The sequence below is a fragment of the Caballeronia choica genome (assembly GCF_001544535.1).
In the GTDB taxonomy this organism is placed as follows: domain Bacteria; phylum Pseudomonadota; class Gammaproteobacteria; order Burkholderiales; family Burkholderiaceae; genus Caballeronia; species Caballeronia choica.
In genome coordinates this window covers 1-13,848 of the sequence record NZ_FCON02000178.1, presented here as the reverse complement: position 1 = coordinate 13,848, position 13,848 = coordinate 1, and the positions used below count along the sequence as shown (strand labels likewise).

The 13,848-nt window shown below is 60.7% G+C and carries 14 protein-coding genes and 3 pseudogenes; 4 read left to right on the top strand and 13 right to left on the bottom strand.

Going from position 1 to position 13,848, the window contains the following annotated elements:
* Positions 1-130: 130 nt before the first annotated feature.
* From AWB68_RS47375 to AWB68_RS38115, 10 genes and pseudogenes are all read right to left on the bottom strand, one after another.
* A complete protein-coding gene (locus AWB68_RS47375) occupies positions 131-565 on the bottom strand; it encodes a hypothetical protein (protein ID WP_125483178.1) in 435 nt (144 codons plus the stop codon).
* 212 nt (positions 566-777) lie between these two features.
* Positions 778-1,056: a hypothetical protein gene (locus AWB68_RS38150; RefSeq protein WP_125483177.1), complete on the bottom strand. Its 279-nt coding sequence runs from the start codon at positions 1,054-1,056 to the stop codon at positions 778-780.
* A 475-nt stretch (positions 1,057-1,531) separates the two neighbouring features.
* Positions 1,532-2,257: an amino acid ABC transporter ATP-binding protein gene (locus AWB68_RS38145; protein ID WP_087649391.1), complete on the bottom strand. Its 726-nt coding sequence runs from the start codon at positions 2,255-2,257 to the stop codon at positions 1,532-1,534.
* Between the two features lie 82 nt (positions 2,258-2,339).
* Complete coding sequence (locus tag AWB68_RS38140; RefSeq protein WP_087649388.1) at positions 2,340-2,996, bottom strand: amino acid ABC transporter permease; 657 nt, start codon at positions 2,994-2,996, stop codon at positions 2,340-2,342.
* Positions 2,996-3,742, bottom strand: coding sequence for an amino acid ABC transporter permease (locus AWB68_RS38135; RefSeq protein WP_087649387.1), 747 nt, complete (start codon positions 3,740-3,742; stop codon positions 2,996-2,998). Before AWB68_RS38135 ends, AWB68_RS38140 begins: the two co-directional genes overlap by 1 nt.
* A gap of 46 nt (positions 3,743-3,788) precedes the next feature.
* Positions 3,789-4,613 (bottom strand): transporter substrate-binding domain-containing protein, encoded by an 825-nt coding sequence (locus AWB68_RS38130; RefSeq protein WP_087649386.1) that lies wholly within the window; start codon positions 4,611-4,613, stop codon positions 3,789-3,791.
* A gap of 458 nt (positions 4,614-5,071) precedes the next feature.
* Positions 5,072-5,450, bottom strand: a pseudogene (locus tag AWB68_RS50085) (arginase family protein).
* A gap of 43 nt (positions 5,451-5,493) precedes the next feature.
* Entirely contained in the window at positions 5,494-5,655 is a 162-nt protein-coding gene (locus tag AWB68_RS51215) for a hypothetical protein (RefSeq protein WP_327384103.1), read from the bottom strand.
* A 226-nt stretch (positions 5,656-5,881) separates the two neighbouring features.
* The gene (locus AWB68_RS38120) at positions 5,882-7,357 is read right to left on the bottom strand and encodes an aldehyde dehydrogenase family protein (protein ID WP_087649385.1); all 1,476 of its coding nucleotides are present in this window, start codon (positions 7,355-7,357) and stop codon (positions 5,882-5,884) included.
* The gene (locus AWB68_RS38115) at positions 7,354-9,054 is read right to left on the bottom strand and encodes a 5-guanidino-2-oxopentanoate decarboxylase (protein WP_087649384.1); all 1,701 of its coding nucleotides are present in this window, start codon (positions 9,052-9,054) and stop codon (positions 7,354-7,356) included. Before AWB68_RS38115 ends, AWB68_RS38120 begins: the two co-directional genes overlap by 4 nt.
* Positions 9,055-9,320: 266 nt before the next feature.
* Here AWB68_RS38115 and AWB68_RS38110 point away from each other — a divergent pair, with 266 nt between their 5' ends.
* The gene (locus AWB68_RS38110; RefSeq protein ID WP_087649390.1) at positions 9,321-10,196 is read left to right on the top strand and encodes a LysR substrate-binding domain-containing protein; all 876 of its coding nucleotides are present in this window, start codon (positions 9,321-9,323) and stop codon (positions 10,194-10,196) included.
* Positions 10,197-10,312: 116 nt separating this feature from the next.
* On the opposite strand, the pseudogene AWB68_RS38105 reads toward AWB68_RS38110, so the two are convergent.
* Both AWB68_RS38105 and AWB68_RS47370 read right to left on the bottom strand, forming a co-directional pair.
* A pseudogene (locus tag AWB68_RS38105) lies at positions 10,313-10,520 on the bottom strand (DDE-type integrase/transposase/recombinase); the annotation flags it as partial.
* Positions 10,521-10,764: 244 nt separating this feature from the next.
* Positions 10,765-10,887 (bottom strand): annotated as a pseudogene (locus tag AWB68_RS47370) (IS701 family transposase); the annotation flags it as partial.
* 63 nt (positions 10,888-10,950) lie between these two features.
* Between AWB68_RS47370 and AWB68_RS38095 the strand changes: the two are divergent.
* From AWB68_RS38095 to AWB68_RS38085, 3 genes are all read left to right on the top strand, one after another.
* A protein-coding gene (locus AWB68_RS38095) for an IS6 family transposase (protein ID WP_200828907.1) occupies positions 10,951-11,672 on the top strand; the annotation gives its coding sequence in 2 pieces (ribosomal slippage) (positions 10,951-11,536 and positions 11,536-11,672; 723 coding nt in all).
* Between the two features lie 340 nt (positions 11,673-12,012).
* A complete protein-coding gene (locus AWB68_RS38090) occupies positions 12,013-12,390 on the top strand; it encodes an Arm DNA-binding domain-containing protein (protein ID WP_160110141.1) in 378 nt (125 codons plus the stop codon).
* The gene (locus AWB68_RS38085) at positions 12,357-12,803 is read left to right on the top strand and encodes a tyrosine-type recombinase/integrase (RefSeq protein ID WP_374729648.1); all 447 of its coding nucleotides are present in this window, start codon (positions 12,357-12,359) and stop codon (positions 12,801-12,803) included. Before AWB68_RS38090 ends, AWB68_RS38085 begins: the two co-directional genes overlap by 34 nt.
* A 193-nt stretch (positions 12,804-12,996) precedes the next feature.
* On the opposite strand, the gene AWB68_RS38080 is transcribed toward AWB68_RS38085, so the two are convergent.
* The coding region (locus AWB68_RS38080) for an MFS transporter (protein ID WP_125483175.1) at positions 12,997-13,848 on the bottom strand (852 nt) is incomplete at its 5' end.

The following is a 13,848-nucleotide window of genomic DNA, read 5'->3' as shown; positions in this document are numbered from 1 at the left end:
CGCCAACATAAAGCCGCGTGACCGGCCTCTCCCTGACCTCTCGCGTCAGACCGTAGCCCCTACCGCGCGAGCGGTTTAGTCCATCGACCCACTGTCGCCATTCAGTTCCCCGCGACGCGAGCGGCCGGTCTCAAAGTACAGCGGTCGCTCGCTCGTGCGCGACCGCTGATCGTTCACCTGCGGACGAAGGCCGCCGCCGCTTCGACGAACGAACTCGTCTGCCAGAACTCACAGGCTCGCAAATGAAGCTGTAACGGCCAAACTGCACAGTCATCTGCCTGCTGAGCAAAATTTTCTGCCACTGCGTTTCGACGCGGCCAAAAGCACCGAAGCCGCGAAAGCGTATTTCCCCATCGGGCATCGATTGTGCAATCACAGTGGCGCGCCCCCGAGCGTCCGTCTTTCCACTGATAATCTCATCCGGCTTACCCGCCGGACGGATATCGTAATCAAAGACCAAAGGGTCATTCGGGCCGCTACCGACAATCTTTATTGAGAATGATATCGGCTGTAGCCGCGATCTTACCTCACCGTGCTTAACCGCCGCGTTGTTGCTTCGATTCAAGGTCGATTCTCCATAGTAAGTTCGCAACGGGAGAGCCTTTACGCGACGCGGTTCTCCGTGAATCGGCATCTGTCATAGGGTGGGAGGCCGACCGTCATCGCCTCCTCCCAATAGCCCTCAATCCCTCCTGGCTGAAAAACGCACCTGCCGGTCACCAATCGCCATCCGTGAATCAGTTCGTGGGCCAAAGCAATCCAAGCTGGGCGGTCCATTCAGGCAGCGCGTTTGTCAGCTGATAGATCCCCGCAAATTCGATCCGATGACGGATTCCAAAGGACCTGAGCTCCGGTACCCGGCCCCGGCGTGAGGTGGTCCATGATGTGATATGCGATCAAGCCGCGCTGGAGGGAAGACACTTTCGTTCTGCACGCGTCTTTCTCCAGCTGCTTCTGCTCCTCCTTCTTGTGCGCGAGAGGAAGCAAGTTCTGTTTCGATGCATATTGGTACGCTTCTCTGTTCCCGCCCTTGGCCTGCGGGGCGTAGAATTTCATAAACTTCTTCACTGTAGGGTGCTGCTCAGTGATCCGGCCGGCACTTGTGAGTTCTTGAACCTTGTCCCACAGGCTCTGGAAACTGAGCAGTTCCTTTTAGCAAGCTGCCGCGCCAGCTATCATCGAAGATTCCGTCTGCCTGCACTTATTGCCCACAGACGGTGTGGCCCTCAAGATCACCAATTCGTGACCCGCGCGTACGATGTCGTCAAGCAAACTTCAAAATACTGCACGCGGACGACGATGAACGCCACCGAGCGACAGAATCCGGGCTCAAGTTAAACTGGTAGAAACCTCCAAACGACAGCTCTCACGGTGCAGCGGTCATTCACCTTCGCAACTCGGTCGGCGCGTGTTCGGCCGTCATTTGGCGGGCATTATGGGGCGATTTGCCCACGAGTTGCACCCCACCGGCGCCGGCTTCGCCAAGGTCGCGCATTGACCGGGACCCTCTGAGTCCTAAGTGACAGGGACGTTAGTGCAGTATTTTTGCGAGGAAATCCTTCGCGCGGTCCGACTTCGGATTCGCAAAGAAATCTTCCTTCTTATCGTCTTCGATGATCAGGCCCTTGTCCATGAAGATCACACGGTGCGCGACCTTCTTGGCAAAGCCCATTTCGTGGGTGACGCACATCATCGTCATGCCTTCCTGCGCCAGTTCGACCATCACGTCGAGCACTTCGTTGATCATCTCAGGATCAAGTGCCGAGGTCGGTTCGTCGAACAGCATCGCGATCGGGTCCATCGACAGCGCACGCGCAATGGCCACCCGCTGCTGCTGACCTCCCGACAATTGCGCCGGAAACTTGTCCGCCTGCGCCCGCAGGCCGACGCGGTCCAGCAGCTTCAGCGCCTTCGCGGCAGCTTCGTCCTTTGAGCGGCCCAATACCTTGATCTGCGCGAGCGTCAGATTTTCCGTAATCGACAGATGCGGGAATAGTTCGAAATGCTGGAACACCATGCCGACTTTCGCACGCAGCTTCGACAGGTTGGTCTTGTTGTTGCCGACCGACTTGCCGTCGATCGTGATTTTGCCTTTCTGGAACGGCTCGAGGCCGTTAACCGCCTTGATAAGGGTCGACTTGCCCGAACCCGACGGCCCGCACACCACCACCACTTCACCCTTGTTCACTTCCGTCGTGCAATCGGTCAGCACCTGAAAATGCCCATACCACTTCGAAACATTGTTGATCGAGATCATCGTGAAATCCATGCCTGGTTGAGTTCCGTGGCACAAGCCACGAAGGGGAAGCCCATTGCGTACGCCCGCAGCTTGGCAAGGGTCAGCGGCGCCCTTGCGCCAGTTGCATTTGCTGCAGTCGGCGCGCATACCGCGTCAGCGGGAAGCACATCGCAAAGTAGATCAAGGCGACCATCCCGTAGATCGGAAACGGGCGGAACGCTGTGTTGGTGATCATCGTCCCCGTCTTCGTCAGTTCGGTGAAACCGATGATCGAGGTCAACGCGGTGCTCTTGACCACCTGCACCAGAAAACCGACGGTCGGCGCAACCGCGATCTTCTTCGCCTGCGGCCACACGATGTAGCGCAACTGCTGGCTGAATGTCATGCCGAGACTCGCGCCTGCGGCCCACTGCCCGCGCGGGACCGCTTCGACGCAGCCGCGCCAGATATCGACAAGATAGGCGCTGGTGTAGAGCGTCAGCGTGACCGTGGCGGCAACCCACGGCGAAACCTCGACGCCGAGCAGGGGCAAACCGAAGAACGCGACGAACAGTTGCATCAGCAAAGGCGTGCCCTGGAAAAGCTCGACATAGAGCGTGATCACCCGGCGCAGCCACGGCAACGGCGACACGCGCATGGCCAGCAGCAGAAGTCCGACCGCCCCGCCGCACACAAAGGCGATCAGCGAAAGCAGCACGGTCCAGCGCGCGGCAAGCAGCAGATTGCGCGCGATATCCCACAGCGTGAATTCAGTCATTACAAGCGCTCCGTTGTCAGAATCTGCGTGCGACGCCAGACCAACCGCGTCCACAACTTAGGCCGCGCATCGGGCGTGCGCAGTGTGCGCCCAGCAAACAGGCCTCGGCCCAGACGATTCAGCAATTGCCGCAAGACGATCGACAGAAACAGATACGTCACGGTGACGATCAGATAACTCTCGAACGAGCGGAAGTTACGCGACTGGATGAAATTCGCCGCGTAAGTCAGATCGGGCACTGAGATCTGCGACACCACCGCCGAGCCGAGCATTACGATCAGCACCTGGCTGAGCAACGCTGGGAACACGTTGGCGACCGCCTGCGGCAGCACGACATGTCGGAATACCTGGCTTCCCTGCAAGCCGAGCGCCTGCGCGGCCTGCACCTGACCACGCGGAATCGAGTCGATCCCGGCCCGGACGATCTCGATCGCATACGCGCCGAGATTGACCGTCATCGCAAGCGTCGCCGCTTGTAATTCGTCAATCCGAATGCCCAACGCCGGCAACCCGAAGAACACAAAGAACAGCTGCACGATAAACGGCGTGTTGCGAATCAGCTCGACGTACGTGGCGAGCAGCGCGCGGGCCCAGCGCGGCCCGGCGACGCTAATGCTGGCTCCCGCGATACCGACCAGCCCGCCCAGCACGGTCGATACGGCGGTCAGCCCAAGGGTGACGCCGACGCCCCGCGCGAGCATGCCCGCGTAGAAGCCGAAGCCGCTGAAATCAAATGCATAGGTCATGGTGGGTTGCTTATGGTTAAGGGAGGTCGGTCAGGAGAGCCGGTCATCAGAGATTGGCCGGCAGCGGCGCGCGCAGCCACCTCTCGGAAATCGCGTTCATGGTGCCGTCCTTGCGGGCGCGGGCAATCGTTTCATTGACCTTCTGCTGCAGGCGCGGCTCGTTCTTGTTCAGGCCGACGTGATCCGGCGAGCTGAACAGCGCGAACTTCTGCTCCGGATCGTTCGCCGGGTGACGCGCGAGGATCGTCGCACCGACGTCGTTGCCGACCACCATCAACTGCGCCTGTCCGGAAAGGAAGGCGGAGATCGCTCCATTCGGATCGTCGAAACGCTTGATCGTGGCGCTCGCTGGCGCGACCTTGGTGACGCTCAGGTCTTCGAGCGTGCCGCGCGCGACCGAAACCGTCTTGTCGGCGAGGTCGTTCGCATTCTTCACGACTAGCGTCTTCGGGCCGAATACCGCGAGGTAATACGGGGCGTATGGCTGGGAGAAGTCGATCACCTTGTCGCGCTCCGGCGTCTGGCCGACGGAGAGCAGCATGTCGGCCTTGTGGTCGGCGAGGTAGGCCATGCGGTTGTCACCCGTCACCTGGACGAGTTCGACCTTCGCGTTGAGCGACTTGCCGATCAGGTTGGCGACGTCGATGTCATAGCCTTGCGGTTTCATGTCCGAGCCGATCGAGCCGAACGGCGGGTAGTCTTCGAACACGCCGATCCGGACCACGCCCGATTGCGCAATCGTATCGAGCGCGTCGGCGCGTGCGGAAGGCGCGAATGCGAACATCGCGGTAACACCAGCGAGTGCGAAGGTGACTCTGGCTGTCTTGAAGAGATGCAGCACGCGGGTGGCGTTCTGGTTTGAAGCGGTCATGGCTCTTTCCTCTGTCGAATGATCGGTAAGCGAAATCGGTTCAATGCGTCGTGCGTGTGGCAATCACCTTGTGTGCGTAGGTCTGCTCATCCGGCGCACTGCGGTCATGCCGAGAATGATTGCTGCACCGATCGTCTTGAGAGCTTGTCGTCGTGTCGAGCTAAAATCTTTCATTGCCATCTCCATGGGTGGTTTCGTTAGTTATCCAATCTATGCGCCAGATGAGTGCTTGAACGTCGTTGCGTATGTACCGACTCTATGACTGGACGAAGGGCATCACAAGCGAAATATCGGCATGCACTTCATGACGAGAGTGCATGCGCTGATGGTTTGGTTTCTTTTTGTTTTAGGCAGCGAGATGTGAGTGCACATAGCGTGGACCTTAGCCTGGACGGAGCGAAGCGGAGCACGGGGTGAAATTCCGCCGTGCCTGGATTCGCGCGTTCACGACGCGGTACTTAACCTTCGGCAGCACACAACCTTTCATACAGCAGGTTCGCGCCGACCACTGCCGTATTGCCGGGCGGGTCGTACGGCGGCGAATCTCCACAAGGTCGCAGCCCACGATATCCAGCCCACGGCAAGCCACGGATGATTTCAAGCGCTTGCCAGATCATCAGGCCGCCGATTTCTGGCGTGCCCGTGCCGGGTGCGAAACTCGGATCCAGGCCGTCGATGTCGAAGGTCAGATACACCGGGACCTTGCCCAGTTTCGTGCGCACCTCGTCCATGATGGGCGTGATCGACTTGCACCAACACTCCTCCACCTGCACGAACGTTCACGTCCGCATGCGCGTCGATATGAACCACTCCTACCGGGCCGTATTTCTTCTTCATCGCGCGCAAGGTCGTAGCACGATCGCATGGTCGCCGCCCATCGTCAGCGGCACGCAGCACTGCGCAAGGATTTCGTCGTACGCTTCGGTGACAATGTCCTGCTCTTCTGCAAGTTAAACGTGTTGATCGCGACGTCGCCAATGTCGGCCACCTGCATGCTGACGTACGGCGATGCGCGGGCCGTCATGTTGTATGGGCGCAGCAAACACGATTTAGCGCGGATCGCGCGCGGCCCGACCGGTTCGCCGTGCCGGTGTCAAGCGGTACGCCGACGAAACATGCATCGAGCCCCTGCGCCGACGTCGCGGTCGGCAGGCGCATCATCGTCACCGGGCCCGCGAAGCGCGGCATCCGGTTGCCGCCGAGCGGCTGGTTGAAGGCGTTGTCGGATTGGTTATGTGCTTCATTGCAAATCCTTTTAAGTAGACTGGCTAATTAGCCTGACGACGCGTAAGTACCTGCTTGATTTCCTGGAAGGCGGCGAGCCCGAACGGGCCCAGTTCGCGCCCGATGCTGCTGCGCTTGTATCCGCCCCAAGAGGTCTGCGGATAGATCAGTTGCGGCGCGTTGACCCACACCACGCCGGCCTCCAGCGCGCGGGCGACCCGTTCGCCGCGTGCCTCGTCGGCGGTGACGACGGTCGCCACCAGCCCGTACTCGCTGTCATTGGCGAGTTCAACGGCTTCCTGTTCGGTGTCGAACTCGCGGAAGCACAGGACCGGACCGAAAATCTCATCACGCCACAAAGCGCTGGTCGACGGCACGTTGGCGAAAATCGTCGGTGCAATGAAAAAGCCCTGCTCCGGCACACCGGCTGGCCGGCCGCCGCCGGTTATGAGTCGCGCACCGTCTGCAATACCCTGTTCAATATGACCGCGCACCCTTTCGAGCTGGGCACGATTCACAAGCGGTCCCATCTGCACGCCGGACGCAAACGGGTCGCCGACCACGATCTGCCCCACGCGCTTGACGAGCCTCGCCAGCAACGTCGGCGCGAGTTCGCGCGCCACCAGCACCCGGCTCGTCGCGGAGCACATCTGGCCGCTGTTGAAAAAGCCGCCCGCCTCGACCAACTCGACCGCAAGGTCGAGGTCCGCATCGTCGAACACCATGATCGACGACTTGCCCCCGAGTTCGAGACTCACACCCTTCAGCGTGTCGGAGGCAGTTTTCATCACCGTCTGGCCGACCCCCGTGCTGCCGGTAAAGGACACTTTCGCGACCCCCGGATGCGCGACGAGCGGCGCGCCCACGTCGGCACCGGTACCGGTCACCGCATTGAAAACACCCGCCGGCATGCCGACCGATGCGATGGCCGACGCCAGTTCGAGCTCGGGCAGCGGCGTGATTTCGGAGGGTTTGAGCACGACGGTGCACCCCGCCGCAAGCGCCGGGGCGAGCTTCCACGCGGTCGTCACCATCGGAAAGTTCCACGGTACGATCAGGGCGGCCACGCCGCATGGTTCGCGGCGAATCCGTACACGGTGCTCGGCACTGGGGACGCTGACTTCTTCGGTGGTCGCGTCGTCCAGCCGCTCGGCGAGCTGGGCGTAATAGCGGAACGTTGCGATCACGTCGTCGACGTCCATGTGCGCCTCCTCCTGCGGCTTGCCGTTGTTCAGCGATTGCAGCATCGCGAGGCGCTCGCGCCGCGCTTCGACTTCCGTCACGATTGCACGCAGGTAGCGTGCGCGCTCGGTGCCGGTCGTTTGCCGCCACGCGGGGAACGCGCGGGCTGCGCTGGTCACCGCGAGTTCGACGTCGTCTGCGGTGCCTGCGGCCACGTCGGCCAGGTGGGCCCCGGTCGCCGGGTTGATCACGGCAATCGTCCGGCCCAGTGCGCCGTCAACCCAACGGCCGTCGATATAGTGCTGGGCCAGGAACCGCGTGTTGTTCGGCGCGTTCATGCCGGCTCCCCCGACACATTGTCGAACCACTTCTGTTCGTCGATTTCGATCAGCGTGGGCACGCGGCGAGTTGCGGCCTGCTTCAGTTCGTTCGCGAGCAGGGACGGTGTCTCGGCCGTTGTGGCGCAGCAGCCAAAGCCGCGCGCCAGCGCGAGGAAATCCGGCGTGTAGATGTCGACGCCGATCGGCTCGATATCGCGCTCGACCATGTGTTTCCTGATTTCGGCATAGCCCCGGTTGTTCCACAGCAGCACGATCACCGGCACTCCGGCTTCGACAGCGCTAGCCAGTTCCGGCAGCGTGAACTGCAGGCCGCCGTCGCCGATCAGGCAGATCACGGGCCGGTTGTCGCTCGCAAGCCGGGCGCCGATCGCGGCCGGCAACCCGTAGCCCAGCGTGCCGTAGCCCGTGGACGAGTTGAACCACGACCTGGGTTCTGCCGCCTCGAATGCGAAATTGCCGGCGTAGACCGGGCGCGTCGAGTCGCCGACGATGACCGCAGAGGGCAGGGTGTCCAGCACCGTATCGAGGAGCGCGGCCTGCGAGCGCATCGGCCCGTCGTAACTGGCATTGACCGCGGCGCGCACGGCGCGCACGCGCGGCGCGCCCCAGCCGGCCTCGCGCAGCGGCAGCGGCCGCGCGGCGAGCCTTGCGTCGAGCGCCGCAAGCGCGAGCTTCGCGTCGGCCGCGATCGCCACATCGGGCGGGAAATTTCGCATTGCCTGCTGGGCGTCGATGTCGATCCGGACAAGCTTGCCGTCGATCGCGAACCCGCCGTCGAACACCACGTCGTAATCGGTCTCGCCAAGTTCGGTGCCGACCGCGAGCACCACGTCGGCCTCGCGCACCAATGCGCGCGTCGCGGGAAGCGACTGAGTCGAGCCGATTGATAGCGCATGACCGCGCGGCAACAGGCCTTTCGCGTTGATCGTCAGCGCCACCGGCGCTTGCAAGCGTTCGGCCAGCGCGCGCAATTCGGTGGCTGCCTCGATGGCCCCGCCACCGACCAGGAGGAGCGGGTGCCGCGCGCCAGCGAGCAAGCCGGCGGCCTCGTCGAGTGCGGTCGGCGCGCCAGTTGGCTTCGCGGGAAGCACCGGCGCGCCGAATGTCATCCCGCGAACGGGCGCGACGATCACGTCGAGCGGAATTTCGATGTGAACCGGTCGTGGCCGCTCGCTCCCGAACACCGCGAACGCGCGGGCCAGCACCTGCGGCAGTTCGTCCGCATTCAGCAGCGTGTGGGAGAACGCGGTGAGCCCGGCGAATACGCCGTGCTGCGACGGCAGTTCGTGCAGGCGGCCAGCGCCGTTGCCCAACTGGTGCGTGGCGTTGACGCTGGAAATCACGAGCATCGGGATCGAATCGGCGTAAGCCTGCGCCATCGCGGTCGCAATATTCGTCATTCCCGGCCCGGTGATGATGAAGCACACGCCGGGCTTGCCGGTAACGCGCGCATAACCGTCGGCCATGAAACCTGCGCCCTGCTCGTGGCGTGGTGTGACGTGACGCAGTGTCGATGCCGCGAGCCCACGATACAGCTCGACGGTATGGACGCCGGGAATGCCGAACACCAGTTCGACACCGTAGTGTTCAAGCAGCCTCACGAGTGCTTCGCCGCAGGTCTGCGTGGTGGCCGTCCGGAGCTGGCGGTGTTCGCCCGCGTGGGCGAAGAGCGAGGCGTTTTCAGGAGAGTTCATGCGACGCCTGTGCGTTGATCGATTGCTGGGACATGCTTGGCTCCGAAGTTTGCGTGCTCGTGCATTCTTGTTCCGTAGCGCGTGGCCCGCAACCGATGAATTTGCATGCTCGTCATGTCCAGTGCTCATGGCTGCCATCGACAACAATACCTTCAGAGTAAACGCGGATCTCTATCTGTTATTGGTCGGATATATGATATGAAGCCGTACGACCGGGACGCACCGCCCGGCCGTCATGAATTTTTCAAATGCTAGAAGGGAAGACGATGCGCCGCCTGCCACCGCTGAACGCGCTGCAAATTTTCGAAACGGTGGCGCGCCACCGCAGTTTCACGCGTGCCGCAGATCATCTCTGTCTGACGCAAGGGGCCGTGAGCCGCCAGATTCAGACTCTTGAGGAATACTACGGTTTTCCGCTTTTCACGCGGCATGCGAAGGGGCTCGTGCTGACGATCGAAGGCGAACAGTTATTGCCGGCAGTTCAAGACAGCTTCTCGCGGATCGAAGAGATTTCGCTGCGGCTAACCCGGCAGCGCACCGACCTCGCGCTGAAGGTACCCACCTGCCTGATGCGCTGGATCCTGCCGAAGATCATGCGCTTTCAGGCCGAGTATCCTGACATCCAGTTGCAGCTCACTACCACATGGCAGCACGACGTCGATTTCCAGGTTGAACCGTTCGATGCGGCGATCATTTATGGCTCGTCGCCAGGCGCCGACGTTCATTCGGTAGCGCTCTTTGACGAACAACTGACGCCCGTTTGCGCGCCGTCGCTGCTGGAGGCCAATCCGCTCGACAGCGTGGCCGATCTTGCCAGGCATACGCTTCTGCACCCGACGCGTGACCATCGCGACTGGAAGATTTGGCTCGCCCATGCGCAGGCACCCGAAATCGATGCCGATCTCGGGCAGAGTTTTGAAACGCTCGACCTTGCGACGAACGCCGCGGCGCAGGGATTCGGTGTCGCGATCAGCGACTGTTCGCTCGTGAGTGAGGATATCGCCTCGAAGCGCCTCGCGATGCCGTTCGATATCGTACTCACGACGGGCGCGCGCTATTACTTCGTCTACCCGGATTGCCTCGCGCATCAGCACAAGGTCAACCTGTTTCGCGAGTGGATCGGGGCAAATGGAAAGTCGTGACGACAGAAGCCGGCGCAAGTGCGGGTAGCATGTTGAATAAATGGAGCTAAGACAACGGGGCTCCCTTGATGCCGAATTCAGAAGATGCGGATGGACTGCGGGGGCGCAAGTGCCGTGTTCAACCGAGCAGCCGCTTTGACGAACACATGCTTCACGTTCGCAAGCTCCAGGATCTCGGCTTTTGCCGCCGGATAGCTGCGCAACTGATCGGTGACGATCTTGCGCGGCACATGGCGAACGCAACACGCGCTTGAAGAAGCGTTTGGCGGCGACCTTGTCGCGCCGCTTTTGTAGCAGAACGTCGAATTCGGCCGTGAATCGGTCTCTCTAGCGACCCTAACCGCGTGACGATCAAGGCGGGGGTAGATTCAGTTCTGCCGGGCCGCTACCCACTAGATATGCCGGAGGCACGCCGCCGCGTCGTCGGTAATGACATTGCTGGGCGCGGTATTGATGTCGACGCCGCCACATTGACCACGACATCACATGCTCAATGGAGTGGAGCGTTCCCCATATCAGTCGACACAGTAGTCGGCGGATCTCCTGAACGCTGAACGGCAGTGAACCTTCAGCTGTTTTTTTTGGCCTGTGCCCTCAGGGCAGCAAGCACCGCGTGCGCCAGCAATGCCAGTGTGATGTGACGGTACCACCCCTGCCAGCGACGAACCTCGTATTGATCGAGGCCGCATTGGCTCTGTCGCATTAACGCGGGGGAGGTAAAATTCGAGACTGGGGAAAACGCTTCGGCCGCACGATGATGAAGACACTGACGCCACGAACTACGCTTGCTCCGGGCATCGCCAAGGTTCTGAAGCGGCTGCACTATCCGCTTGAAGTGATGCTGCTGTGCGTGCGGTGGTACGTGGCCTACTCGCTGAGTCTTCGCAATCTTGAGGAAATGCTGGCTGAGCGCGACATTGGCGTCGATCATTCGACGGTACATCGCTGGGTCATCAAGCTGGTGCCGCTGTTTGAAAAGACGTTTCGCAAGCACAAGCGTCCGGTCGGCAAGAGCTGGCGGGTTGATGAAACATATATCAAGGTCAAGGGCTCGTGGAAGTATCTTTACCGCGCAGTGGATAAGGCGGCCAACACCATTGACTTTCTGTTCAGAGCCAAGCGGGACAAGGCTGCCGCGCAGCGCTTCTTCGAAAAGGCAATCGGTCAGAACGGTTCGCCCGAGACGGTGACCATCGACAAAAGCGGCTCCAATCTGGCTGCGCTTAACGCGGTGAATGCCGAGCGCGAGATGCCCATCAAGGTTCGTCAGATCAAGTATTTGAACAACATCGTGGAGCAGGACCATCGGGCCATCAAACGCCGAACCCGACCAATGCTCGGTTCAAGGATTTCAACTGCGCGCGCGTCATTCTGAGTGGCATCGAATTGATGCACATGATCAAGAAAGGACAGGTGCAATGTTCGGGCAACACCCCGCTGTCTGCCGCCCGCCAATTTTACTTGTTGGTTTCATAAGCCATCTTTCGCATATCGCCTTTGCTTGTCCCGCTTGCCTTACTGCGACAGAACCCGAAAAAGCGGGTATCAGAGCGGGTATCAAACAGAGTTCACGAACAACAAACCCTTATACAACAAGGATTCAGACTGGGTTCTCACAAGGTAGTTTCCACATGACGATGTGTCGAAGCATAGTGTTCGTAGCGGTTCGCGCTAGTCCGTTCAATAGGTTTGGATGCTTGCCCAGCCTGCCTTTCCAGCTTCCATGACGTTCGCAGCCGTTCGCCGGAAAACGCCTCCGTCCGGAAAAAAGCGGGTGTGCAAGAGGGTATCATTCGCGACGTCTCCACGTCGATTCATGGCGCTCACCGACATAAAGATCAGGCAGGCCAGAGCAGCGTCCAAGCCTATCAAACTTGCCGACTCGAATGGTCTCTATATTGAGGTGAAGCCGAATGGCTCGAAGCTGTGGCGATACCGCTACCGGATCGCAGGGAAGGAGAACGTGTTCGCGATCGGTGAATACCCGAAAGTCAGCCTGCATGCGGCTCGGCTGGCGAGGGATAACGCGCGCGCACTGGTCAGGAAAGGTACGCATCCGGCGCAAGCACGCCGCAGAGAAATCGCCCAAACCGTCGAGGAGGCGCGTGAACCTTTAAAGCCGTCGCTGACGAATGGCTCAACAAGGAGAAGAGACTCTGGATGCCCCGCCACCACCTTGAGGTATCCCGCATGATCGAAGCAGACGCATACCCGTTTATCGGTCCGCTGCCGATGCGGTTAGTTACTGCCAGCCAGGTACTCAGGCTTATGGAGCGGGTCGAAGAGCGTGGATCGCCCGCTGTGGCGATAAAGCTGCGCCAGTACATTTCGACCGTCTTCCAGTACGCGGTTATCACCCAGCGAGCCGATGCGGACCCGGCGTCTGTTCTGCGCGGCGCCGTGATCAAACCTGCCACAGTGCACTCACGTGCTCTGAGCCGTGAAGAAGTCGCAGCGATCTACCGCGGCATGCCGTTTTATCAAAGCCGGCGCACGGTGCTCGCGATCAAGCTGCTGATGATGTCTTTCACCCGCACGATCGCTTCCGCTTCGGATTGTGCGCCTACCGTGCTCGTTCGTACCCCAATTTTCACTGTCTCTATGTAAATTCGATGGACGCGGATATCGTGGTCTGTCGACTCATGTGACTTCCCAACAGCCAAGCTTATGACGGCACTGGCTCGGAACGGCTCGATCACAAAGACACCATCGCTGAACGGCATGAAATGCAAGGCGGCGCCCGTGGCGCCGCCTGACAAGCTAGCCGGCGCCCTGAGCTACCGGAGCTAACTCCCACTCTTTACTTTATCCCAGTACTCACTGCCACCAATTGCGGCTCGAGCATGCGGTCGCCGCTTCTCGCCAGCCAGCACACCACACACGCCGCGATAATATCGAACACCGCGAGTACGACAAACAGCGGGCTATAACCGACCTGCGTGACCAAAACGCCGAACAACGCCGTGAATGCCGCAGCGCCCAGGTAACCCGCCATGCCGCCCATGCCCGTGGCAGTGGCGACTTCGTTCTTGCCGAAGACGTCGGACGTAATCGCATACAACGCACCCGACAAGGTCTGATGGGCGAAGCCGCCGACGCACAGCAGCGCAATCGCCGCGTAAGGGCTGGCCACCAGTCCGACACATGCCGGCCCGACCATGCAAAGTGCACCGAACACGAAGACCATCTTGCGCGACGTGAACAGCGAGACTTTCGCGTACTTATGAAACAGCGGACTGAGGTAGCCGCCGAGCACGCAACCAATGTCCGCAGCCAGAAAGGGCATCCATGCAAACAACGCAATTTCCTTCAGGTTCATGTGCCGCTCGGTCATCATGTATAGCGGAATCCATGCATTGAACGTCTGCCAGGCCGGCTCGGACAGAATCCGTGGAATGCCGATCGCCCAAAAATTGCGGCTTCCGAGCATATCGGTCCAGCTTCGCTTGGGCGCGCCGCCGTCGCTGTGCTTTGCCTCCTGCCCACTGAGGATGTAATCCCGTTCAGCGTCGCTCAGCAGCTTCTGATGACGCGGATGCTTGTACAGCAGCATCCACAGCGCGCTCCAGGCTATCCCCAGCACGCCGACGATCAGAAACGCCCATTGCCATTGCCCGTGCAGCAATGCCCAGACAACCAATGGCGGTGCGAG